Annotated in this window: 21 protein-coding genes; 11 read left to right on the top strand and 10 right to left on the bottom strand. The window is 62.0% G+C overall.

Annotation, left to right across the window (positions count from 1 at the left end):
* Window positions 1–9: 9 nt before the first annotated feature.
* From alaS to rnd, 5 genes are all read right to left on the bottom strand, one after another.
* Entirely contained in the window at window positions 10–2,634 is a 2,625-nt protein-coding gene (gene alaS / locus BN1079_RS01115; RefSeq protein WP_037021709.1) for an alanine--tRNA ligase, read from the bottom strand.
* Between the two features lie 344 nt (window positions 2,635–2,978).
* Window positions 2,979–4,205, bottom strand: coding sequence for a M61 metallopeptidase family protein (locus BN1079_RS01110; protein WP_037021707.1), 1,227 nt, complete (start codon window positions 4,203–4,205; stop codon window positions 2,979–2,981).
* Between the two features lie 53 nt (window positions 4,206–4,258).
* Window positions 4,259–4,708, bottom strand: a complete 450-nt coding sequence (locus BN1079_RS01105) for a YcgN family cysteine cluster protein (protein WP_037021706.1) — start codon at window positions 4,706–4,708, stop codon at window positions 4,259–4,261.
* Window positions 4,709–4,738: 30 nt separating this feature from the next.
* Window positions 4,739–5,032, bottom strand: a complete 294-nt coding sequence (locus tag BN1079_RS01100; protein ID WP_037021705.1) for a YcgL domain-containing protein — start codon at window positions 5,030–5,032, stop codon at window positions 4,739–4,741.
* The gene (gene rnd, locus BN1079_RS01095; protein ID WP_037021704.1) at window positions 5,029–6,153 is read right to left on the bottom strand and encodes a ribonuclease D; all 1,125 of its coding nucleotides are present in this window, start codon (window positions 6,151–6,153) and stop codon (window positions 5,029–5,031) included. The genes BN1079_RS01100 and rnd overlap by 4 nt, the downstream gene beginning before the upstream one ends.
* 127 nt (window positions 6,154–6,280) lie before the next feature.
* Here rnd and BN1079_RS01090 point away from each other — a divergent pair, with 127 nt between their 5' ends.
* Window positions 6,281–7,135, top strand: coding sequence for a sulfurtransferase (locus BN1079_RS01090; RefSeq protein ID WP_037021703.1), 855 nt, complete (start codon window positions 6,281–6,283; stop codon window positions 7,133–7,135).
* Between the two features lie 336 nt (window positions 7,136–7,471).
* Window positions 7,472–8,125 (top strand): ion channel, encoded by a 654-nt coding sequence (locus BN1079_RS01085; RefSeq protein ID WP_037021702.1) that lies wholly within the window; start codon window positions 7,472–7,474, stop codon window positions 8,123–8,125.
* A gap of 31 nt (window positions 8,126–8,156) precedes the next feature.
* On the opposite strand, the gene BN1079_RS01080 is transcribed toward BN1079_RS01085, so the two are convergent.
* The 3 genes from BN1079_RS01080 to BN1079_RS01070 form a co-directional block, all read right to left on the bottom strand.
* Complete coding sequence (locus BN1079_RS01080; RefSeq protein ID WP_037021701.1) at window positions 8,157–9,008, bottom strand: CAP domain-containing protein; 852 nt, start codon at window positions 9,006–9,008, stop codon at window positions 8,157–8,159.
* Window positions 9,009–9,136: 128 nt separating this feature from the next.
* A complete protein-coding gene (locus tag BN1079_RS01075) occupies window positions 9,137–10,123 on the bottom strand; it encodes a TerC family protein (RefSeq protein ID WP_037021700.1) in 987 nt (328 codons plus the stop codon).
* 216 nt (window positions 10,124–10,339) lie between these two features.
* A complete protein-coding gene (locus tag BN1079_RS01070) occupies window positions 10,340–10,582 on the bottom strand; it encodes a hypothetical protein (RefSeq protein WP_037021699.1) in 243 nt (80 codons plus the stop codon).
* Between the two features lie 176 nt (window positions 10,583–10,758).
* Here BN1079_RS01070 and mdaB point away from each other — a divergent pair, with 176 nt between their 5' ends.
* On the top strand, window positions 10,759–11,349 hold the full coding sequence (gene mdaB / locus BN1079_RS01065; RefSeq protein WP_037021698.1) for an NADPH:quinone oxidoreductase MdaB: 591 nt from the start codon (window positions 10,759–10,761) through the stop codon (window positions 11,347–11,349).
* 123 nt (window positions 11,350–11,472) lie between these two features.
* On the opposite strand, the gene BN1079_RS01060 is transcribed toward mdaB, so the two are convergent.
* Window positions 11,473–13,398, bottom strand: coding sequence for an alkaline phosphatase D family protein (locus BN1079_RS01060; protein WP_052114397.1), 1,926 nt, complete (start codon window positions 13,396–13,398; stop codon window positions 11,473–11,475).
* 140 nt (window positions 13,399–13,538) lie between these two features.
* Here BN1079_RS01060 and BN1079_RS01055 point away from each other — a divergent pair, with 140 nt between their 5' ends.
* The 7 genes from BN1079_RS01055 to BN1079_RS01025 all read left to right on the top strand — a co-directional run bounded on the left by BN1079_RS01055 (window position 13,539) and on the right by BN1079_RS01025 (window position 20,553).
* The gene (locus tag BN1079_RS01055) at window positions 13,539–13,937 is read left to right on the top strand and encodes a hypothetical protein (protein WP_037021697.1); all 399 of its coding nucleotides are present in this window, start codon (window positions 13,539–13,541) and stop codon (window positions 13,935–13,937) included.
* Between the two features lie 106 nt (window positions 13,938–14,043).
* Complete coding sequence (locus BN1079_RS01050) at window positions 14,044–14,745, top strand: response regulator transcription factor (RefSeq protein WP_037021696.1); 702 nt, start codon at window positions 14,044–14,046, stop codon at window positions 14,743–14,745.
* Complete coding sequence (locus tag BN1079_RS01045) at window positions 14,745–16,076, top strand: sensor histidine kinase (RefSeq protein WP_037021695.1); 1,332 nt, start codon at window positions 14,745–14,747, stop codon at window positions 16,074–16,076. Before BN1079_RS01050 ends, BN1079_RS01045 begins: the two co-directional genes overlap by 1 nt.
* 139 nt (window positions 16,077–16,215) lie before the next feature.
* Window positions 16,216–18,270, top strand: a complete 2,055-nt coding sequence (locus BN1079_RS01040; RefSeq protein ID WP_037021693.1) for a TonB-dependent receptor domain-containing protein — start codon at window positions 16,216–16,218, stop codon at window positions 18,268–18,270.
* Between the two features lie 89 nt (window positions 18,271–18,359).
* Window positions 18,360–18,662: a hypothetical protein gene (locus BN1079_RS01035; protein WP_037021691.1), complete on the top strand. Its 303-nt coding sequence runs from the start codon at window positions 18,360–18,362 to the stop codon at window positions 18,660–18,662.
* Window positions 18,659–20,218, top strand: coding sequence for a PepSY-associated TM helix domain-containing protein (locus BN1079_RS01030; protein WP_037021690.1), 1,560 nt, complete (start codon window positions 18,659–18,661; stop codon window positions 20,216–20,218). The genes BN1079_RS01035 and BN1079_RS01030 overlap by 4 nt, the downstream gene beginning before the upstream one ends.
* Entirely contained in the window at window positions 20,215–20,553 is a 339-nt protein-coding gene (locus BN1079_RS01025) for a DUF3325 domain-containing protein (RefSeq protein ID WP_052114396.1), read from the top strand. Before BN1079_RS01030 ends, BN1079_RS01025 begins: the two co-directional genes overlap by 4 nt.
* Window positions 20,554–20,603: 50 nt before the next feature.
* Here BN1079_RS01025 and BN1079_RS01020 read toward each other — a convergent pair whose 3' ends face one another.
* On the bottom strand, window positions 20,604–21,788 hold the full coding sequence (locus BN1079_RS01020) for a sugar transporter (RefSeq protein ID WP_037021689.1): 1,185 nt from the start codon (window positions 21,786–21,788) through the stop codon (window positions 20,604–20,606).
* A gap of 290 nt (window positions 21,789–22,078) precedes the next feature.
* Between BN1079_RS01020 and BN1079_RS01015 the strand changes: the two genes are divergently transcribed.
* Entirely contained in the window at window positions 22,079–24,079 is a 2,001-nt protein-coding gene (locus BN1079_RS01015; RefSeq protein WP_037021686.1) for a peptidase U32 family protein, read from the top strand.
* Window positions 24,080–24,143: the final 64 nt, after the last annotated feature.

The raw sequence follows: 24,143 nt of genomic DNA, 5'->3' as shown, positions 1-24,143 counted from the left end.
TGATCGGCCTCAGAGCCCCTGCTCGACAAAGGTGCTGACCAGCGCCAGTGCCTGGTCAAGCTGCTGCGGGTCGGTGCCGCCGCCCTGCGCCATATCTGGACGTCCGCCGCCCTTACCGCCAACAGCAGCAGCCGCCTGGCGCATCAGATCGCCGGCCTTGAGCTTGCCAGTCAGGTCCTGGGTCACGCCGGCGACCAGCACGACTTTGCCGTCCAGCTCGCCACCCAGCAGGATCACTGCACTGCCCAGCTTGTTCTTCAATTGGTCCACCAGCGCCAGCAGCGCCTTGCCATCCACGCCATCGATCCGGGCTGCCAGGGTCTTGACCCCTTTGACATCGACTGCAGAGTTTGCAAGGTCATTGCCGGTAGCGCTGGCCGCCTTTGCCTTGAGCTGTTCGAGCTCTTTCTCCAGCTGGCGGTTACGCTCGATTACGCCACCGAGCTTGTCCAACAGGTTGTCGCGGTTGCCCTTGACCAGTGCTGCGACGTCCTTCAGCTGCTCCTCGGTGCTGTTCAGGTAGCTCAGCGCATGCTCCCCCGTAAGGGCTTCAATACGACGCACTCCAGCGGCCACGCCACCTTCACTCACGATCTTGAACAGGCCGATATCACCGGTGCGCGAGACGTGGGTACCGCCGCACAGCTCGACGGAGAAACCACCACCCATGCTTAGCACGCGCACCTGATCGCCATACTTTTCGCCGAACAGCGCCATGGCGCCCTTGCGCTTGGCGGTATCGATGTCGGTCTCCTCGATTTCCACAGCGGTATTGCTGCGGATCTCAGCGTTGACCCTGTCCTCCAGCGCCTTGATCTGCTCTGGCTTGATCGCCTCGAAGTGGCTGAAGTCAAAGCGTAGACGCTGGCTGTCCACCAGCGAGCCTTTTTGCGTAACGTGCTCACCCAGGATCTGGCGCAACGCGGCGTGCAACAGGTGTGTCGCCGAGTGGTTCAGAGCAGTGGCCTGGCGTACGGAAGCATCCACGGTGGCTTCGACGCTGGCCCCCACCCTCAGGCTGCCGCTGTCAAGGATGCCGTGGTGCAGGAAGGCGCCACCGGCCTTGCTGGTGTCGCGCACGTCAAAACGCAGACCTTCGCTGGCGAGGTAGCCGCAGTCGCCGATCTGCCCACCGGACTCGGCATAGAAAGGCGTCTGGTCGAGCACCACTACACCCTCTTCGCCTGCATTGAGCTGCTCAACGCTCATGCCTTCGCGGAACAGCGCAACAACCTTGCCGTTGCCGGAGGTGCCGAGGTAGCCGGTGAAGCGGGTCTCACCCTCAACCTTGACCAGGCTGTTGTAATCCATGCCAAAGGCACTGGCCGACCGCGCGCGCTCGCGCTGGGCCTGCATTTCGCGCTCGAAGCCTTCCTCGTCCAGAGTCAGCTCGCGCTCACGGGCGATGTCTCCGGTCAGGTCCACCGGGAAGCCGTAGGTATCGTACAGTTTGAAGATCACCTCACCGGGAATGACGCTGCCGGAAAGCTCGGCCAGATCCTGCTCGAGGATCTTCAGGCCCTGCTCCAGCGTCTTGGCGAACTGCTCTTCTTCATTCTTGAGCACGCGCTCGATATGCGCCTGTTGCTGCTTGAGTTCGGGGAAAGCCTCGCCCATTTCGGCGACCAGCGCGGATACGATCTTGTAGAAGAAGCTGCCCTTGGCACCCAGTTTGTTGCCATGACGACAAGCGCGACGAATGATACGGCGCAGCACGTAGCCACGACCTTCGTTGGACGGCGTTACGCCATCGGCAATCAGGAAGCCGCAGGAGCGAATATGGTCGGCGACCACCTTGAGCGAGGCCTGGCCTTCGTTGGTGCACCCTATAGCCTGTGCCGCCGCGTTCAGCAGGCTCTGGAACAGGTCGATCTCATAGTTGGAGTTGACGTGCTGCAACACCGCGCTGATGCGCTCCAGCCCCATGCCGGTATCGACGCTTGGCGCCGGCAGCGGGTGCATGACCCCGTCGGCGGTACGGTTGAACTGCATGAACACGTTGTTCCAGATTTCGATGTAGCGATCGCCATCTTCTTCCGGTGAGCCGGGCGGGCCGCCCCAGATGTGCTCACCGTGGTCGAAGAATATCTCGGTGCAGGGGCCACAGGGACCGGTATCACCCATCGCCCAGAAGTTGTCGGAGGCGTAAGGCGCGCCCTTGTTGTCACCGATGCGCACCATGCGTTCGGCCGGCACCCCGACTTCCTTGGTCCAGATGTCGTAGGCCTCGTCATCACTGGCATAGACGGTAACCCAGAGCTTTTCCTTGGGCAGGTTCAGCCACTTCTCCGAAGTCAGGAATTCCCAGGCATAGGTGATGGCGTCACGCTTGAAATAGTCGCCAAAGCTGAAGTTGCCCAGCATTTCGAAGAAGGTGTGGTGGCGCGCGGTGTAGCCGACATTTTCCAGGTCGTTGTGCTTGCCGCCGGCGCGCACGCATTTCTGGCTGGTGGTGGCGCGGGTATAGGCGCGCTTTTCCAGGCCAAGAAAGCAGTCCTTGAACTGGTTCATCCCCGCGTTGGTAAACAGCAGGGTTGGATCGTTCGCAGGAATCAGCGAACTGGAGGCCACACGCGTATGGCCCTTCTCTTCGAAGAAGCGGAGGAAGGCTTCACGGATTTCTGCGCTTTTCATAGATCTCTTCCAGAAGACTGCGGCCGAGGCTGCAAGACGGCAAGGCAAACGACACTGGGCGCCGATATGCAACCATCCAAATGGGTAATCGGCAAAGGGCCGCATTATATCGGCCCAGCGCGCCGCGCATAGGGGATAGGCCTGATTGAATCAAGCTATTTGACGGCTAAAAATTACCTGCACGGGCAATCAGCCGTTAAAACAGCTCAAGTGCCGCTTGGATCAATAAGCTTCAGACGGTCTCGAAAGAGAACGGTCGAGCTCGGACGCTGAAAGCTAGCCTGTTTTTTTCCTCGATCAGACTGGCTCGATTGCTTTAGCACTATGGCTTGGCGCAAATCACCTCAACGCAGCAGCCGGGTGTCCAGGACCGACGAGCCGCCGCCGAGCAGACTCTCGGTGATGTTGATGAAGTCTTCCGTTGTCGCCTTGTCCAGACGCATCAACCCACGCGCCACATCATCGAGCGAATGCTGGTTCTTGCTGCGCTGGCGGATTTCCCGGTCAAGCTCCTGCAACAGCAGTACCGCACGAGCGGTCACGGGTCCGGTGGATCGTTCGGTGCGCAGGGATTTGACCTTACGGCTCCATTTGCTCAGGTGCTCGCGAACCGCTTGGTAGCGGTCCTCGCTCATGCCTCCGGCGCGACGCATCAGCTCGATTGCGTAGTACTCGGCCAGACCTTCGCTGATCCAGTCGCTGCGATCCGCATCGCTGATGCGGCTGAATACATGGACCAGCTCATGAACCAGCGAACTGGTGCCATTCTCACTGACCAGCGGACGGTCCGCATGCATGAACAGCGAGTTGGGACCGGACAATCCACCGCGCCACATCGGGTCGCCCGCTCCCACGATCAGCAGCTTTTTCGGATCGCGGGGGAACACGCTCTGCACTTCAGGCCAGACAAAGGTCAGCAGCGTGAGGATATCCATTCGTCGCACCCCCTCGCCCACCGGCGCGGCGACCGTCACGTCGGTTTCCCCAAGCCGGGCACGGCGACTGCCCAGCTTGCCGGCCAGAATCCAGCCTGTCGGCCGGTCAAACATGCGCTCGGGGTTGTCGATGCGAAAACGGTTTTTGCCGATACGTGGCCAGCCGGTCTCGACGCTTTTCCAGCCTTTCGGCAGTTCGAAAGACAGCCGCGACACCAGGGTGTAACCACCCGGCTGGTCAAAGCGAGCGGCCGGCACCAGATCATCGCCACGAAGCAAGGCCCAATCAGGCGTCATACGCGCGTCGTAACGCTCATTGCTGCGCTGATGGCTGACGCGCACCCGATAGGCCAGCCGTGCCTTGCCCGCCGCGGGGCGCCAGACACCACGGCCATTCTCTTCCTGCCAACTGGCCTGCTCATCGGTCTTGAAGTCGCTATAGAGCCCCTCATCGCCCAGATTGAAGTCCAGATAGCTGACAGCGCTGCCTTCCTCGAGTACCAGTTCTACCTCAGCGACATCCTCCTCAGGCAGAAAACGGACGTTGAAGTCCAGATCGACACGCTTGGCCGCATAGGCAGGAGCAGCAAAAAGGCACAACAGAACGGCGAGTAGCGGCAGCTGGCGGAGGAACATTGGGCGGCTCCAGACAAAGGTTCAGTGCTAAGACGACAGGCTCCAGCGGAGATTCAACCGGCACGAAAAATCAGATGCTCCTCCCAGTCATCCTCTGCCACAGAGCCTTCGGCCAGCATGCGACCTGCCTGGGAGATACGCTCGGCATGTACAGCCTGCGGGTCACCGCATACCAGATGGTGCCAAAGCGGCAAGTCCTTGCCTTCGGCGACCAGACGATAACCACAGGTCGGAGGCAACCACGTGAATTGCGCCGCATCGGCAGCCGTCAGCTGAATGCAATCGGGCACACTGGCGCGGCGGTTGGGGTAATCCGTGCAGCGGCAGCTCTGCAGATCAAGCAGTTTGCAGGCGATGCGGGTGTAATAGACGCTGCCGTCCTCCTCGTCTTCGAGCTTCTGCAGGCAACACAGGCCGCAGCCATCGCAAAGCGATTCCCACTCTTGCGCGTCCAGCTCGGCAAGGGTCTTGCGCTTCCAGAAGGGTTCGACTTTCGCCGCCATCAGTAATCCACCTCGAACAAATGTGCCGCTTCAGACTGCATCGTTACGGCGCAGCAATTCTTCCGGGAGATGCTCGATATAGTCGTCCTGGGGCGGAGGCATCTGCAGGTGGAAGCCCTGCTTGTCCAGATTCTCCAGGACGGTCGCGATATTTTCCCGCGCCAAGGTACGCTCGGGTGTCAGCACCAGATCGAAGGCATGCTGCGGTGTACCGAACACGGCCAGCAGGGCCTCTGGCACGCGCGTGAGTGCTTCGCTGCGATCGACGTAGAGATACATCTCATCCTTGCGCGGACTTTTGTAGATGGAGCAAAGACGCTTCATGATTTTTTCTCCAGTGCATCGAGAAGGGATTGCCCCAGCCGCTCGCGGCGCCAGCCCCGAAACGAATCGGGCAACTGATAGGGGCCATCCGGATAGCCGGTCTTCAATAGAGCCTCGAGTACCTTCTTACGCAGCACCAGCTCGGGAGCGATGTCCAGATCGATTGCCGCCCGCTGCCCCACCGCCCGCAGTTTTTTCAGCAGCTTGGAAGCCTCCAGCGGCAAGGGCTCCGGCAAAACCGCTGGCCATTCCTGCTCAGGCGTAGCAGCCGCGGCGCGAATCAGTTCGAGCAGGGTTTCGCCATCCTGGCGAACGGTACGCGGATGCATGTCCTCGATGCGCGCCAGGCTGACCAGATCCCCGGGCTGGGTGCGTGCCAGCGGCCACAAACTGGCCTCGCGCAGCACACGGTTGCGTGGCTGATTGCGCTTGCGTGCCTGGGTCTCGCGCCAGCACGCCAACGCCCGCAATACGGCCAGCTGGCGCGGCTTGAGGCGCCAGGCCTGCTTCACATCACGATAGGCTTCGGCCGGATCGGTCTCGCGTCGCTGGTTGGCCACCAACTCGGCGCCATCTTCCAGAATCCAGGCGAACTTCTCTTCGGACAGCTTAGGCAGCAGCGCCTGATAAAGCTCGGCAAGATGCTGCGCATCTTCGGCTGCATATTGAACCTGCATTTCGCTAAGAGGCCGCTGCAACCAGTCGGAACGTGTTTCACCCTTGGGCAATTCGATATTCAGCACGCTCTGGACCAGCCGCGAATAGCCCATCGAAAAGCCAATATTGAGATAGCCAGCCGCAAGCTGTGTGTCGAACAGCGGCACAGGCAAGCTGCCAGTCAGGCGCAGAAAGACCTCAAGGTCTTCGCTGCATGCGTGCAGCACCTTGACCACGGCCTGATCTTCGAGCAGGCCGGCGAAGGCGCTCCAATCGGAAATCTGCAAGGGGTCGATCAGGTACGCACAACGCCCGTCGCCAACCTGAAGCAAGGCTGCGATGGGGTAGAAGGTATCGACCCGCATAAATTCTGTGTCCAGCGCAACGAACGGCAGCTGCCGCCACTCGGTACACAGGCGGGCCAGATGCTCGTCATCCAGGACCCATTGGGTAGTGATGGCCACTATGGCCTCCTTATCATCGGCTGAAGGCCGAACAGCAGCGCAGTATATAGGTGCGACCCATAATTCGCCGCGCAAACATCAGTGAAGCAATGTTAACGTTTGGCGAACCAACCACCGGAGCGTCTCGATGTCGCTTGCACAACTGATCAATGCTCAACAACTGGCCGAACGCCTGCCGCAGCCGGATTTGGTCATTCTCGATTGCCGCTTCGCCCTGGACGATCCGCAGTATGGCCAGCGCAGCTATGACGAAGCACATATACCTGGCGCTCACTTCGCCGACCTGGAGAAGGATCTGTCAGGACCTGTGATCCCCGGCAAAACCGGACGCCACCCGCTGCCCGAACCCGACCAGCTGCTGGCAAAGCTCCAGGCCTTGGGCGTGAATGCCGACAGTCAGATTGTGCTTTATGACGACGGCCCCGGCGCCTTCGCCGCACATGCCTGGTGGCTGTTGGTCTGGCTGGGCAAACGTGACGGTCTCTATTTGCTGGACGGCGGTCTGCGAGCCTGGCGCGAAGCCGGCCTACCGCTCGACGACAAGCGCCCCACTTCCGCGCCTGGCACTCTGCAGGGCAATGCGGACGACAGCCTGACCATCGACGCAGCAACACTGTCGAGCCAACTGGCCTCGCCTGACCTGACACTCCTTGATGCCCGCGCACTGCCGCGCTTTCTTGGCGAAGTCGAGCCCATCGACCCGGTGGCCGGCCACATTCCCGGCGCTCACTGCCTGCCGTTCACGGAAAATCTCGATACCGCCGGGCGCTTCCTGTCGCCCAACCAGCTACGTACGCGCTTCGAGCAACATCTGGCAGGCAAATCTTCGGACAGTCTGGTGGCCTACTGCGGCTCCGGGGTAACCGCCTGCCATAATCTGTTCGCGCTTTGCCTGGCCGGCTATCCACTGGCGAGGCTGTATCCAGGCTCGTGGAGCGAATGGATCACCGACCCGCAGCGCCCAGTTGCCCGCCAGCGGTAATGACAGAATCAGCCTGCCGGCTTCAGCGCCAACAGCACGAAGCCGCAGATGATCCCCGCCAGCGCAATCAGCCAGCCGATTCGGTGCGCATGGTTTTTCTGCGCCTGGCGAACGGGGTCCACGGGCTTTTTCTTTCTCACAACTCACCTGCCTTTCGAACGAAACAAGAACGCATGCACGGCGCAGCCGCTGAATGCCGACGGCATCCTCCTTCATAGGCGCTAAAAGTGAAAGTCCTGATCGCTGACAGCGCTGTCTCAACAATGCGGATCAACAGCGCAGGTTATCGCCAGCTGTATTGTCGAAACAGTAGCTTCCACTTGCAATGAGCGCCCAATGAACAGCCAGCAATCGATCCTGCTCCGCTACCCCTCCGCCAGCCTGTTACTAATCCAGCTGCTGGGCATCCTGCTGTACCCCTTTCTTGAGGACCTGTCTCGCGGACGGGCAGTCATGGGTGCCTTCGGCATTGTGGTACTGGTGGCAGCCCTGCGTATGGTGCGGCGCAGTCCCTTGATTCAGTGGATCGCCCTTACGCTGGCAGCGTGCATCCTGGCCCTGACCATCATTGGCGAGGTGCGCAGCAGCCCGGCATTGCAGCTGTCGCTGGCAGCACTCCAGGCTGCCTTCTACTTTTATGCTGCGGCCAGCCTGATCGCCTACATGATGGAAGACCAGCGCGCCACCACAGATGAGCTGTTCGCGGTGGGTGCAACCTTCACCCTGCTCGCCTGGGCCTTCGCCTACAGCTTCGTTGTTTGTCAGATGTTGCTGCCGGGCAGCTTCGCTGCGGCGATCGAGGCTGAGGCGCCGCGTAGCTGGGTCGAGTTGCTTTTCCTCAGTTTCAGCATCCTCTCCGGCGTGGGCATCGGCGACATACTGCCGCTGAGCCCCATGGCACGCGCACTGGTGATGCTCGAGCAGTTCGCCGGCGTGATGTACATCGCCCTGGTGGTTTCACGGCTGATCGGCCTGACCATCAGGCGCTAGCGCGGCAAACCTGAGGGCTCCGATCTCGCATTCACTGCGCGCCGAACATTGCCGTCCAGTAGATGCCACCATCGCTTTGCGGATCGACCGCATAAGCCGCGCCGAGGTCACTGAATCGCGGATTCATTAAGTTGGCGCAATAGCCGGGGCTGGCCAGCCAGCCGTCAACCACCTTGCGCGGCGTATCCAGCGCGGCGGCGATGTTTTCGCCGATTTGCGCGCCGTCGTAGCCGGCAAGCTCTGCTCGGTCGCCCGGGGTACGGCCATCACTGCCCAGATGACTGAAGAAGTTGCCATTGGCCATGGCCCGGCCGTGAGCCTCGGCCGCCGTACCCAAAGCCGCGCTCCAGGCCAACGGTGTGGCAGCGCTGAAGGATTGCGTGCCACATTGACGCGCTTGGCCACGCGCCTGATTGATCAGGTCAAGGAGCTTTTGCCCTTCGGCCTGCCAGTCGCCGAGTTTTCCACTCAGCAGCGGACGGGCCACGACGATGCGCCAATCACGGCCCTCCTGACTTACGCCGATGTCGACGAACTGTGGGTCCAGGAGAATCTTGCAGTAGCTGTCCTGCAGCACCTGCATGGCGGCTTGCGTATCCCGAGGCCCCGACAGGCTGATGGCTCGCACGTTGATCAGCGGATAGGCCGCCGTGGTCAATTCGCGTTGCAAATCGCCGCCACCTCGAACCGGCAATGCCAGGCGTGGATCGATCGTCAGGGGCGGCAGGGCTTCATACGACTGCCCCGCGCAGCTGCGCACTTCGGCGCGGTAGACGTTGATCGACTCGACCAGCTGCTTCTGCTCCAGCGCGCTCGCGGCGCCCGCGCAAACCAGTCCCAACACGACCACTGCAAGACGTAGCGCCGATGACCCGCATCCCATGGTTAGCTCCCAGACCAGACCGTTTGATAAAGGCGCTATGTTGCACGTGATTCAGGCAGAAGTTGCAGAGTTTTCCGCCGGAAAACCTTCCACGCTCCTGTGGAAGGCTTCCCCTGGAGGGCTTTGCGCTAGCGGCCTTGCGGCAGACCCCGCGTCTTCAGCAGCGAGAGCAGCACACCACCGGCCAGCACCCCGAGCGTCACGCTGAGCGACAACAGCGCCGGCACCTGGATGAAGCCATGCAGGAAGATCTTGCCACCAATGAATATCAGCACGATCGCCAGCGCGTACTTCAAATACACGAAGCGGTGCATCAACGCGGCAAGAGCGAAATACAGCGCCCGCAAACCGAGGATGGCGAAGATGTTCGAGGTGTAGACGATGAACGGATCCTGGGTGATGGCAAACACCGCAGGCACGCTGTCCACCGCAAACACCAGGTCCGCCAGCTCGATCAGCACCAGCGCTAACAGCAGCGGTGTGGCATAGAGCAGCATCTTGCCGCTGGCCGGGTCGCGCTGGCGTACCAGAAAGTGCCCCTCATGTAGCTCGTCGGTAACACGGATGTGCCGACGCAGGAACTTCAGCAAGGGGTTTTGCGAAAGATCCGGATGCTCTTCATGATCCTTGCTGAACAGCATCTTGATGCCGGTAAACAGCAGAAACACGCCGAACACGTAGAGAATCCAGTCGAATTCCTGCACCAGAGCGGTACCCAGACCGATCATGATGGCGCGCAGCACGATCACCCCGAGGATGCCCCAGAACAGCACGCGATGCTGATATTTGCGCGGGATGCCGAAGAAACCAAGGATCATCGCCATGACGAACACGTTGTCCATCGACAGCGACTGCTCGACCAGAAAGCCGGTATAGAACTCCAGCGCCTTGGTCGCGCCAAGCTGCCACCAGACCCAGCCGCCGAAGGCGACGCCGACGCTGAAGTAGCCGGCGTAGAGCAGCAGGCTTTCGCGCATTTCGATTTCGTGCTGGTCGCGGTGCAACACGCCGAGGTCGAAGACCAGCAGCGCGAGAACGATGATCAGGAATGCCAGCCAGAACCAGTAAGGTGTACCAAGAAACGGTGTCGCCAGAAACGCCTGCAGAGCTGTCATGAGCCCTCCCTGTATGTCTGTCTAAGTCAAATTTCAACTTAGTGACTCCGACATCACGATAAGCACTGCTTACCGCCAGAGGGGCCCGGCGTCACGTGCACCAAGGGTAGTGAAAAGCCGATTCACTGTCACCTGGCAGAACCGCTTTATTCCGCCGCTTTCGGGCCACTGCGAGGGATTCCCGCACGGCGTTTGCAAGCGACTCTGCACAAATGCTCAGCGCGGGTTGATTTCGCCGTCGCGCTCGGCGTTATCGGTTTCCTGTTGCACACGTTCTGGGTCAACGATGTCTTGCTGCTGATCGATGGGCGGAATGCCCTCGTTGCCTGGCAGCTGATCAACGCCGGGTTCGCGGTCCGGATTCACGTCGGTACGCCCGGGCGTGAGCGGATCCGGCTCTCCAGGCATGGGCGAATCGGGATGCTGTTCCGGGCTCGGGTTCTTGGGGTCGATGGCCATGCTGCAATCCTCCTCTGAAACGAAGTCTTCCCTTCTTCGAGGAGCCGGCCCCGGCGTGCGTTCAATGGCGATGCCGGTTTTCGGCCGACTGACCCGGCCGTCGATCAATTGCCTCGACGCAACCGCACCACGGGCTAGAATGCGCGCCCTTCGAAACCACCAAGGTCTGCCAACCCATGAAGAACGTGCTCCTGCTCAACGGCGCCAAGCAGTTCGCCCACTCCCAAGGGCGTTACAACACCACGCTGCACGACGCGGCCGCAGCCTTTTTCGACCGCGCCGGCATCGCCTTCAAAACCACCGACATCGACGCCGGCTACGACGTTGCCGAGGAACTGGAGAAATTTCTCTGGGCCGACGTGGTGATCTACCAGATGCCCGGCTGGTGGATGGGCGCTCCCTGGACGGTCAAGAAGTACATCGATGAAGTCTTCACGGCTGGCCATGGCAGCCTGTACGCCAACGACGGCCGCACTCGTTCGGACGCCTCGCAGAAATACGGCAGCGGCGGCCTGGTGCACGGCAAGCAGTACATGATCTCTGCCACTTGGAACGCACCGCAGCAGGCATTCGACGACCCGACCGACTTCTTCGAGGGCAAGGGCGTCGACGCGGTGTACTTCCCCTTCCACAAGGCCCATCAGTTCCTCGGGATGCGTGCGTTGCCGACCTTCCTCTGTGTAGACGTGATGAAGGTGCCTAGCATCGAGGCCGACGTGGCGCGGTACGAGCAGCATCTGGCAGCTGTCTTCAAGCCCCAGGCGTAGCAAACCAGCCGATAGAGGCCGATTGCGTGCTATCGCTGGTTGCAAACGCCTTATCCAGCAGGTCGTTTGGCGCTTGAATGCCCGTTGGCTTGCTCGGAAACGGTGGCTGCCGCGACGCGTCGGTCACTGGCGTTCGGTGAGGAAAGCCGTCGGCGCAGAGCCGTCGGCATTCAGCTGATAGATTTCCAACGGCCTACCATTGGGGTCGAGCACCAGCAAGCCGATACCGCTGCCATTCCACAGCCGTTCGCCGGCCTGGCTACGATCCGGCACCCGCGGCACCACTTCCAGCCGGCGACGCTTGGTCAGCCAGTTCAGCGGCGACCAGGGCGCGTAAAGCCAGCGATTAAGGCGGTCGAACCAGTCCAACAGGCGACGTGGGAATTCGTTTTTCACGCCGCTGCTGGTGATCTGCCACAGCTGTGGGCCGCTGTCGCGGTCGCGAATGTGCAACTGGTAAACGAAGGAGTAATGCACGTCGCCGGAAAGAATCACGTAGTTACCCGGCGTCCGCGAGTGGCGGAAGATGTTCATCATCACGTGAGCGGCACCGCGATGCGCCATCCAGTTCTCCGCATCCACCAGCAGCGGATGCCCCGCCCAGCTGAAGATGCGCTGTACCGTCTCGATCAGTTTGACGCCGAACATCGGCGCCGGCGAAACGATAAGGGCGGCCGGGTGGTCCAGCAGGTTCTGCTGGAATTCACTCAGCGCTTCCCAGTCCATCAGGCCCGAGGGTCGGCTGAGGTTGCGTTCACTGCGCCAACGGCGGGTACGCGTATCCAGCGCCACCAGCGGCGGTTGCGTCGCGAGTTTGTAACCCCAGCCATGAAACTGGTGCAGGTCATCGATCAGACGATCCTGCGGCTCGCTGTCGAGCCAGGTGTCGTTGGCCGAGTCCATGAGTTGCCGTGTCTGCTCCAACAGTTCGGCAAAGCCGTCTGGCTGATTGCCCCAGGCCTGGCACAGCAGGTAGGCAATCAGCGCGTTGCCGATGATCCGCCGCGACAGCGGATGGCCGTAGGCGGTCTCTTCCCAGCGCGCCGAAAGGTTCCAGTCATCGGTGATGTCGTGATCGTCGAAGATCATCAGCGTCGGCACATGCGCCAACGCCCGGGCTGCCTGTGGCAGGCCCTCCACAAAGGCCTGCAGGCAACCTGCTTCGCGCCGATAGCGCGCCTGTTGCTCGGCGGTCAGCGCTGGCATCACCGGCTCGATCAGTGTCCAGGGCGTTGGCGACCAGACCAGCAGGTACATGGCCATGACCTCACCGAAAGTGATCAGGTGATTTTGTCCGTTGGAAGTCGTGAACACCGGCTTTTCCACGCCGCCGAAGAAGCGCTCGCGCAACGCCTCGTTGGACTTGAACGCCGGTAGCAGCTTCTCGCGCTGGTAATAGGTGGCCGGATGACGGAACAGCTCTTCGCTGTCCTCCACGACAGCGCCTTCCAGGCGCTCGCCATATAGCCCAAGCCGCTGTACCAGCGCGTGAATGGCCACCAGCATCGGGCCGGCGACATCATCGGCGTAGACCTGGTCGCCGGTCATCAGCAACAGCGCGGGGCGGCTTTCAGGCGTGTGCAGATACTCCTCGATCAGGTCGTCAACGCACAGCAGGCCGTCCTTTGCCGCGTGGTGCGGCTTGCGGCAGGAGCCGTGCAGCACCCGGTCGAGCCGGGGCTTGATGACGAAACTGGGCCTCGTTGCGCCCTCATACAGTAGATGCGGCGCCCAGTGAGCGATGCCCTGCCCTTCTTCACCGATGCGCAGGTCATATTCGATCAGGCAATCGGTCGGCAGCGGTTCGTCCAGCGACACCTCGATCAGGTGCAGCACCGCATTGCGACCGAACGCCAGCTGCTGGCAGCCGGCGCCATCCAGCGGCAAGGCGAGCCGCAAGTCGTGCGCATTGTTTTCGACAAGCAGGGACAGCTGCAATGGCCGGGAAGCCACCAGCCAGAGCACCAGCCGCGTCGGCTCGATGCGGCGTAACAGCGGTCCGACGAGGACCGGCGGCAGTGCGTCGGTGGAAGTGCTTGATTCGGTCAAGGGAGGCTTCGTCGTGGTGAACAGGTCGGAATTGAGACAGCGGCAGGCGTGTCGGGGTCATTCGGATCGGCTGCCCGCTCGCGGATGCCCGCCGGCCGGCGATGGCCAAGCACCGACCCGTCTGGCTATGATCGTCGGTCATGACGACCGTTCCGTTTCGCGCGCCCTGTCCGCCCGCCACCTGCAACTGCAGGCGCGACGAGCTGCTCGCGGCGCCCGGAGCGGATGTGCGTATCCTGCGTCTGACTCGCCACGAAGAACAGCGCCTGCTCGAGCGCCTCGAGAATATCCAGAGCCTTGCCGATCTGGAGAAGCTTCAGCAGCGGATGCACGAGCAGCTCGGCATTCGCCTGAGCATCAGGCCCAGCCACAATGAAGTACGCACCATGCGCGGCATCGCCATCGACTTCGCGGAACAACCGGGCCTGTGCCGCAAGACCCGCCAGTCGATCCCCGCCGCCATTCGCCGCGGCCTGGAGAAACAGCCCGAAATCGCCTTCCGCCTGCTGGATGCCCATGACCTGCTGCGCGATGCCTGAGGCGAGCAAGTTGGATGTGTACGGCGATCTTCGACAGAAATATCAACTGCAGCTTGCTGCAACTGCTGAATCTCAAAGTATAATCATTCCCATTTGAGCCAGCGTCATGCCTCAGGCTTTACAGCAGATTCTCGCCATCGAGGACGATCCCGTCCTCGGCTCGCACCTCAAGACCTCACTCGAAGCACGCGGCTTCGGCGTGACCCTCGTGGACGAAGGTACCCGCGGTCTTTCTCTGGCCAGTGCAGAGGATTTTGACCTCATCCTGTTGGACGTCCTGCTGCCTGAAATGCATGGCCTGGAGTTGCTAGCCAGGCTGCGTTGCAGCCGCAGCACACCAGTGCTGATGATGTCCGCGCTGGGCTCCGAGGCTGACCGCATTCAGGGCTTTCATCACGGTGCCGACGACTACCTGCCCAAGCCATTCAGCATCGAAGAGTTGCAGGTGCGAATCGCCGCGATCCTGCGTCGGGTCGCCTACGAGCGCTCATCGGCGCCGCACAACGGCAACGACGATGTATTGCAGTTCGACGAGCAACGCAGCGATCTGTGCTACGAGGGACGCTGGATCGGCCTTACCGCTACCGAATATCGCCTGGTTAGCGTCCTGCACGAATCGACCGGCGAAGTGCTGAGCAAGCCGTTTCTCTACCAGCAGGTGCTGCACAGGGGCTTTTCCCAGCATGATCGCAGCCTGGACATGCACATCTGCAACATTCGCCGCAAGCTGCTGCGCGAAGGCGTGCGGCTGATTCGCCTGGAGTCGGTCTGGGGCAAGGGCTACGTACTGGAAAGGCTATCCAGCTGATGCCCAACCGCCACTCGTTGTTCTGGCGACTCGCCCTGCTGGTCGCAAGCTTCTGCCTGGCCATGATCTGGGTGAGCGACCAGGTGGACCGTCAGGTGGCCTATCGCAGCTCCTTCCTCTCGCCACAGGCGCTGGAAACCCTGCAAGGCTATGCCGAACAGGCACATGCTGCTGTACGTCAGGGCCCCGCAGCGGTGGATCGCTGGATCGCCGCGCAGCAACGCAAGGAGCCCGGCGTGGTGCTGGTCCTGGACGCCCACCAACAATCGCTCGGCACCCGCCAGCCCGATGACCGGGAACGCAACCTGCTGCGTTTCGCCCGCCCATACGACCGCCCCATGAGCCGTCGTGCCGGCCCCCGCCCGCTCGTTTACCTCGACCTCGATGAACGCGGCAATCAGTTGGTCATCCAGCTGCCCGAGCACCTCAGCCCCTGGGATCATCGCGCCCTGCTGGTGGCTGTCAGCGTCTACCTGCCGCCGGTGGTGCTGTCGGTGCTGTTCGGCTGGCTGCTCTACCGGCTTCTCATATCGCCGCTGGATCGCCTGCGTCGACAGGCCAATGCGCTGCGCGGCAACCGTCTGGGCTCGCTGCTGCCTGCGTCCCTCACCCATCGTAACGACGAGCTCGGAGAGCTTGGCCGCTCGCTCGAATACCTGACCCAACGCCTGAACGACTCGATCCGCCAGCAGCAGCAACTGCTGCGCGACCTGTCCCATGAGTTGCGCACGCCGCTGAGCCGGCTGCGGGTCGCCTGCGAGAGCGAGCTGCCCCGCGACGTGCTGTGCGAACGGGTCGAGCGGGAGGTGTCCGGCATGCAGCGCCTGGTCGACGGCACCCTGAACCTGGCCTGGCTCGACAGCGAACAGCCGCAGCTGGAATGCACGCCGGTCGATATCGAGTCACTGTGGAACCTGATCTGCGAAGACGCCTGCTTCGAATCAGGATGGCCGCGAGAGCGCCTTGCCAGCGACATTCCGCCCGACTGCCTAGTGCTCGGCAACCTCAACGCCCTGGCGCAAGCGCTGGAAAACGTTCTGCGCAACGCCATTCGCCACTCACCGGCCGACGGCACCGTGAAACTGACGGCCCACCGTGAAGGAGCGCAATGGCGGCTGAGTGTCGATGACCAGGGGCCCGGTGTGCCACAGGACAAGCTCGACGTGATGTTCCGCCCCTTCTCTCGCCTGAGCGCCGCCCGGCCCGGTGGTGACGGCTTTGGCCTGGGCCTTGCCATCGCGCAGCGCGTGATCGCCTTGCAGGGTGGGCGTATCTGGGCCGAAAACCTGCATCCTGGGCTGCGGGTAAATCTTGTGCTGCAAGATGTATAGATTGTAAATGCGCTTTACTCTCAAATGAGAATACATAGCATTCACGCAGATCGGCGTATTGGTGCCTGCGCCTGAACACGCGCCCGCATCCGGGCCGTTTTAAAAATGATGCGTGATGATTCTCAGGGAGTTGTTGTAGATGGTCATTTTCAGAAGAAACCGACTGGCGTTGTCGATAGCCGTAGCCGCTTCAATGAGCAGTCTGGTTCATGCCCAGGATGCAATCGAACTGCAGCCGACCACGGTGGTGAGCGCCGCCGGTTATGAGCAGAACATCGCCAAGGCTCCTGCCAGCATTTCGGTGATCACTCGCGAACAACTGGAAAAGCAGTCCTACACCAATATCGTCGATGCGATGAAGAACATTCCGGGTGTTTATGTGACCGGTGGCGGCCAGGCGCAGGACATCAGCATTCGCGGCATGACCTCCACTTACACCCTGTACCTGGTCGACGGCCGTCCCATTTCTGCCGGCCGCTCGGTCAACACCAACGGCAGCGATGGCGGCAAGCAGATCGGCCTGCCGCCACTGTCGATGATCGAACGCGTCGAAGTCATCCGCGGGCCGATGTCCTCGCTCTACGGTTCCGAAGCCATGGGTGGCGTGATCAACATCATCACCCGCAAGGGTGCCAATGACTGGGGCGGCACCGTTTCCACCGAATACACACACTCGCTGAACGATCTGCAGGAAAACGAGAGCTACACCAGCCTCTACCTGGGCGGAGCACTGGTACCCGATATGCTCGGCCTTCGCTTGAACGGCGGGTTCACCCGCACCGAAGAAGCCGAATACGTAGGTGGCGGCGACAGTGCTGCCAGTACGCCCGACGGCAAACGCAAGCAGGGCGGCGCAGAACTGTACCTGACCCCCGATGAGAGCAACCGCTTCGCGATCAGCTATGACGCGGCGCGACTGGACGAGAGTGCGCATCCAGGCAAAAGCATCGCCTACACCCCGACCGCAGTGGCCAGCTCCACCGAGTACGACAAGGATGTGTTCGCCATCACCCACGACGGCCACTACGACAACTTCCAGATCAGTACCTACCTGCAGAAGGACGTCTCCGAACGCGTGCAGGAGCTGAGCAAGAAGGAAGAAGTGACCACCTTCAACACCCAGGGCAGCTACTTCTGGGGCGACCACGTGATTACTCTGGGCGGCCGCTACAAGGAAGAGGAACTGACACGCAAGGACAACGGCCTGCTCAGCCTGCTGCCCGACGCGGTCGGCGAGATGGATCGCTGGATCGCTGCGGTGTACACCGAGATCGACTGGGGCGTGACCGATGACCTGCGCGTCACCACTGGCGTGCGCTACGACGACGATGAATATTTCGGCGGTCAGGTCTCCCCGCGCGTCTATGGCGTCTACACCTTTACTCCCGAGCTCACGCTCAAGGGCGGCATCTCCACCGGTTATCGGCAGCCGACCCTCACCGACGCCACCGAAGGTTTCGGCGGCACCACTGGCGGCGGTGGCTGGCAATCCGTCGCACCGCACTCGCGAGCGATCAGCATCGGCAATCCGGACCTGAAGCCGGAAACCAGCACCAACTACGAAATCGGCTTCAACTACACCGACTCTGCCGCTGGTCTGAGCACCAGCATGATGCTCTTCCACACCCAGTACGAAGACAAGATCGCCGAGGATCGCTTCTGCTCCACCGATGCCAGCGGCAATGCCAACCGCGACAACTACGCCGCCTGGTCATGCAACTACGGCGGCGAGCGCTGGTACTTCCTCAGCACCCGGCAGAACATCTCCGAAGCCGTCATCCAGGGCGTGGAATGGACGCTGGAATACGACATCCTGCCTTCGGTTCGCCTGACGTCCAGCTACACCTTCACCGATTCCGAGCAGAAGTCCGGCGAGTTCAAGGGCGAACCCCTGAACAAGCAGCCCAAACACATGGCCAACGCCCTGCTGGACTGGCAGATCGATGATCGACTGTCGGCATGGGTCCAGGGCAACTACCGTAGCGAGACGTCCGATTACATCAGCCGCACCAGCATGTCCGAGGGCACCCCCGGCTACGGCTTCGTGGACATCGGTGGCGTCTACCGACTCACCAAGAACGTCGATCTCAAGGCTGGCCTGTACAACGTCGCCAACAAGGAAATCACCAACGAGGACTACGACGTAGTGCTCGATGGCCGGCGCCTGGTGGTGGGCATCAGCGCCGACTTCTAAAGCAGCCACCCACCTCGAAGAAACCTCGTTGCCCGGCCAGCTCTGTCGTCCGGGCAACGTCGTGAAGGACTCCTTCAGGAAGCTCGACTTTGCACCGATCAGCCGCTTCCAGCCGGCCCTGGCTGGATATAACCCTGCGCAGCGTCCTCGCCATCATTGGCGGGTACGCCCTGACCTACGCCTGCACCGCCGCGCTGGCGCGAACGCTGCCTATGCCGCGCGCCGACGCGGTCATAACCGCAACCCTGCTCTCCTTCGTCATCTATCTGGCCTTGGTGCTGTGGAGCTTCTCGGGCATCGCACTGCAAAGACTCGCGGCCATTCTCGCGACCAGCACACTAGCCCTCGCCCTCATCGGCTTCTGGCCGCAACTGCTGGAGCGTCTCGGATGAAATCCCGGATTAAGCAGAAGACCTTCACCCAGTCCATGTCCTGGCTGCATACCTGGTGCGGGTTGTTGCTCGGCTGGGTGCTGTTCGCGATCTTCCTGACCGGCACTATTGCGGTCTTCGACAAGGAGCTGAACTGGTGGATGCAGCCTGAGCTGAGCCAGCAGACGCTGGATCAGCCGGCAGCGGCGCTTGCCGCCCAGCGCTGGCTGGAGGCCCATCACCCTCACGAAGCAAGCTGGAATATCAGCCTGCCCACCGAGCGCTCGCCGGCGCTTGCGGTATCGACCGCAGAGCAGCGACGCGGTGAGCGCACCTATCTCGACCCGGCCAGCGGCGCGGTGCTGGAGCCCCGCCAGACCGCCGGCGGCAATTTCTTCTTCCGTTTCCATTACACGCTGCACATGCCGCGCAACATCGGCATCTGGGCGGTGGGCTTCGCCGCCATGGCGATGCTGGTGGCATTGATCAGCGGCATCGTCATCCACAAGAAGATCTTCAAGGAGTTTTTCACCTTCCGCCCGGCCAAGGGCCAGCGCTCCTGGCTCGATGGGCACAACGCCAGTGCCGTCCTGCTGCTGCCCTTCCATCTGATGATCACCTACACCGGACTGGTGATCTTCTTTCTCATCTACATGCCGGCGGCGCTGGATGCACTGTACGACGGTGACCGCCAGGCCATGCAGCGCGATCTGCGCGGCGCCGCGCAGACCCAGGGCGCGCCCGAGCGTGGCGGACGTGGGCGCGGCGAACAGCCGACGCAAGCGGCCCCATTGCTGCCATTGAAAGCGTTCATCCATAAGGGCGAAGCCCACTACGGAGCGGGAATGCTCGCGGGCCTGTCGGTGAGCAATCCCGGCAGGATTGATGCGCGCGTCACCGTCCGCCCCTTGCTGGGCAGCCGCATCGAGTTGACCAAGGGCGAAGCGCTAGTGTTCGACGGGGCCAGCGGCAAGGTCGTGCAAGCACCCCCACCCTCGCGGGCGAGCCAGCTTACCCAGCGGGTGATGGCTGGGCTGCATTTCGCCCAGTTCGGGGGCTATCCGATGCGCTGGCTGTATTTTCTCTGCGGGCTGATCAGCTGCGCCATGATTGCCAGCGGACTGGTCCTCTACAGCATCAAGCAGCGCAAGCAGGTCAAGGGGTCGCTGCGTTTCCTGAACATTGTGGAGCGACTCAACGTGGCCACGGTATCTGGGCTTAGCCTGGCGTGTGTTGCCCTGCTTTGGGGCAACCGTCTGCTGCCGGCGGAACTGGCCGGCCGCAATGCCTGGGAAGTACGGCTGTTCTTCGCCATCTGGCTGGCAAGCCTGGCACATGCCGCGCTGCGCCCGGTAATGCGCGCTTGGCGGGAGCAGCTGGCCGCCGCGGCGCTACTGTGCATCAGCCTGCCCTTACTCGACCTGGCGACCGGCCTCGGCGCTGACGGCCTGCGCCTGGGTGTTGACGCAGCGGCCCTGGCGCTCGGCCTGTTGTTGTTCTGGGCGGCTCGCAAGATCCCCGCGACCGCCTCCCTTTTGGTGCGCAAGGGTTCTCCTCTGATGGAAGCTGCGACATGAGTACCACCGCCCTGTTGCTTTCCCTGACCCTAGCCTATGCCGGTATGCTCAGCCTCTGCCTGGGTATGCAGCGCCACTGGAAACAGCTTGCCAACCCACGCCTGCCGGCCATGTTACGACGTATATACACACCGCTCGGAGGGGCATTGCTCGGTCTTTCCGGCTGGGCCGCCACGGACATATGGTCGTCCGCCATGGCTGCCGTCGCCTGGTTCGGCATGATTTCGCTAACCGGCCTGGCGCTGGTACTGCTGATGCCGTACCGGCCGCGCCTGGTGCTCTCTATACCGCTGTTCGGCACGCTGCTTACAGTGCTGGCTACCGTCTTCGGGTAGCCCAGGCTTTGCCAGCCACTCCCCGACAGATATGTAACGGGCTGCCTGCCTCAACTGGCGGCTATTGCTGGATAGCGCTTCATCATCAGCACGGACAACAGCAATGCCGCCAGCGCCAGCGCGCCACCGAAGAAGCCGATCGTCCCCAGCCCGATTTGCTGGCTGACCACGCTACCAAGCAAGGCACCAGCCCCGATGCCGACGTTGAAAAGACCGGAGAAAAGCGCCATGGCAACATCGGTGGCGTCGGAAGCGAAATGCAGCACCCGGGACTGCAGCACCAGCAGGAAGCACAGGACAACCGTCCCCCACACCACGCTCATCACACAGAACACCAGCGGCAACTCAGCCAGTGGTCGCAGCATCAGCAGACACAACGCCAGAACCACCAGCGTGCAAATCAGGAACGGCCGCGTATAGCGTGAGCCGTAGCGACTGAACAGCAACGATCCGAATAGTCCGGCGCCACCGAACAGCAGCAGTACCAGAGTGGTCATGTTGCCGCTCATCTGCGCAACTTCTCGAGTAAAGGGCTCGATGTAGCTGTAAGCGGTGAACTGCGCGGTGACTACCAGCACCGTCAAGGCATAGACGGTAACCAGCAGCGGCCGCTTGAACAGGACGGGCAAGCTGCGCAACGAGCCGGAGTTCTGGCTGGGTAGCAATGGTAGGGTCCGCGCCAGACAAAGGAGAGCCAACCCAGCCAGCACAGCGATGACCAGGAATGTGGTTCGCCAGCCCATCATCCCGCCTATTACGCGCCCCAGAGGAACGCCCAGCACCATCGCCATGGTGGTACCGGTGGCAAGCAGACCCAGCGCCTGCGCAGTCTTGCCGGGCGGCGCCACGCGCACGGCCAGCGAAGCGGTAATCGACCAGAACACCGCGTGGGCGAAGGCGATGCCGGTGCGGCTGACCAGCAATACCTCAAAGCTCCAGGCGACCCCGGAAAGCAGATGGCTGCCGATAAATAGCAGGAACAACCAGATCAGCAGCTTGCGCCGCTCGATATTGCGCGTCAGCAGCATCAGCGGCAGCGAGGCCAGCGCGACGATCCAGGCGTATACCGTCAGCATCAGCCCCACATGTGCGGTGGACATATCGAAGCTTGCGCCGATATCGCTGAGCAGGCCCACGGGCGCGAACTCGGTGGTATTGAAAATAAACGCCGCCAGCGTCAGTGCGAGAACACTGAGCCAGCTTCCGCTGGGGGTAGCGGTTTGCATGGTGGTCATGGAGGTAAACGAGCTCGGGGGCAACAAGGAGGCGAACCACACCCTAGACGCCAATAGGCATCGCCGCAAACGGAAGCAGGGCTAGCGGGACTGTCTAGACTGGGCTGAGAGGCGCGATTCTATGCCCCGTGGCGCGGCGCGACAACGAAAGCTCGACGTCTGACGCCACCGTATTACCACGCGGGCAGTTAGCTGTGCTCCGCGAATCCGCCACATAGCCGATGCAAACCCCAAAGCTGTCGCAAGCCTTTACAATGGCGCTCTTTTCATCTGGTACCCGGTCCGCGCGCATGTCTCTACCCAAGCACCACCTCGAACTGTTGAGCCCCGCACGGGATGTCTCCATTGCAAAGGAGGCCATTCTGCATGGCGCCGATGCCGTGTACATCGGCGGGCCCAGCTTCGGTGCGCGGCACAACGCCGAGAACAGCGTGGCGGATATCGCCGGCCTGGTGGAGTTCGCCCATCTGTTCCATGTGCGGGTGTTCGTCACGCTCAACACCATCCTGCATGACGATGAGCTGGAAGCGGCACGCACGCTGATTCACCAGCTGTACGAGATTGGTGTCGATGCGTTGATCATCCAGGACATGGGCATCATGGAAATGGATCTGCCGCCCATCGAGATCCATGCCAGCACCCAGACCGATATCCGCACCCTGGAGCGGGCGAAATTCCTCGACCAGGCCGGCTTCTCCCAGCTGGTCCTGGCGCGCGAGCTGAACCTGCAGGAAATCCGCGCCATCCACGAGCAGGTGGATTCGACCCTGGAGTTCTTCATCCATGGCGCGCTGTGCGTGGCGTTTTCAGGCCAGTGCAACATCTCCCATGCCCAGACCGGACGCAGCGCCAACCGCGGCGACTGCTCCCAGGCCTGCCGCCTGCCCTACACGCTGAAGGATGACCAGGGCCGCGTGGTGGCCTTCGACAAGCACCTGCTGTCGATGAAGGACAACAACCAGAGCGCCAACCTCAGCGCGCTGGTGGACGCCGGCGTGCGCTCGTTCAAGATCGAGGGGCGCTACAAGGATGTGAGCTACGTGAAGAACATCACCGCTTACTACCGCCAGCGCCTGGACGGCATCCTCGAAGGGCGGCCGGACCTGGCCCGCGCTTCCAGCGGCCGCACCGAGCTCTTCTTCGTGCCGGACCCGGACAAGACCTTCCACCGCGGCAGCACCGACTACTTCGTCAACGACCGCAAGATCGACATCGGCGCCTTCGACTCGCCGACCTTCACCGGATTGCCGGTGGGCGAAGTGCTCAAGGTCGGCAAACATGATTTCGTTGCGCAGACCAGCGAGCCGCTGTCCAACGGCGACGGCCTCAATGTGCTGATCAAGCGCGAAGTGGTGGGCTTTCGCGCCAGCGTGGTGGAGCAGCTGAGCCAGTTCGAAGACGACGGAAAGGCCCAATGGCAATACCGCATCGAACCCAACGAGATGCCGGCCGCGCTCAAGCAGCTGCGGCCGAACCATCCGCTCAACCGCAACCTGGACCACAACTGGCAGCAGGCGCTGCTGAAGACTTCAGCCGAGCGCCGCGTCGGCGTGCGCTGGTTGGCCAAGCTGCGCGCGGACGAGCTGGAGCTGCATGTCACCAGTGAAGAAGGCGCCTACGCCAGCGTTTCCCTGGCCGGTCCCTTCGGCGAAGCTAAGAAGCCCGAGCAGGTGCCCGGTCAGATCGCCGATCTGCTGAGCCAACTGGGCACCACCATCTACCACGCCGAAGAGGCCGAGATCGACGCGCCCCAAGCCTTCTTCATCCCTAATTCGCAGCTCAAGGCCCTGCGCCGCGAGGCCATCGAGGCGCTGACCGAAGCACGCGAAGCCATACGCCCGCGCGGCGGGCGCAAGCCCGTCAGCGTGCCGCCGCCGGTCTACCCTGAAGCGCACCTGAGCTTCCTCGCCAACGTCTACAACGAGAAGGCGCGGGCCTTCTATCACCGTTACGGCGTGCAACTGATCGACGCAGCCTACGAGGCCCACGAGGAAACCGGCGAAGTGCCGGTGATGATCACCAAGCACTGCCTGCGTTTCTCCTTCAACCTGTGCCCCAAGCAGGCCAAGGGCGTTACCGGCGTGCGCACCAAGGTCGCGCCGATGCAGCTGGTGCATGGCGATGAGGTGCTGACCCTGAAGTTCGATTGCAAGCCGTGCGAGATGCACGTGATCGGCAAGATCAAGGGCAACATCCTCAACCTGCCGCAGCCGGGCAGCGCTGCCAGCGTGGTCGGACAGATCAGCCCCGAAGACCTGATGAAGACCATTCGCAGCAGGCCGCAGCGCTAACGGGTCGTTGAAAAACCACCTGCGTGCTAATGTGCGGCCATCCTGACATCACCTGGAGACGCCC

Source organism: Pseudomonas saudiphocaensis (genome assembly GCF_000756775.1).
GTDB lineage: Bacteria > Pseudomonadota > Gammaproteobacteria > Pseudomonadales > Pseudomonadaceae > Stutzerimonas > Stutzerimonas saudiphocaensis.
The sequence above is the reverse complement of the archived record's forward strand: the minus strand, read 5'-3'. Positions and strand labels throughout refer to the sequence as shown.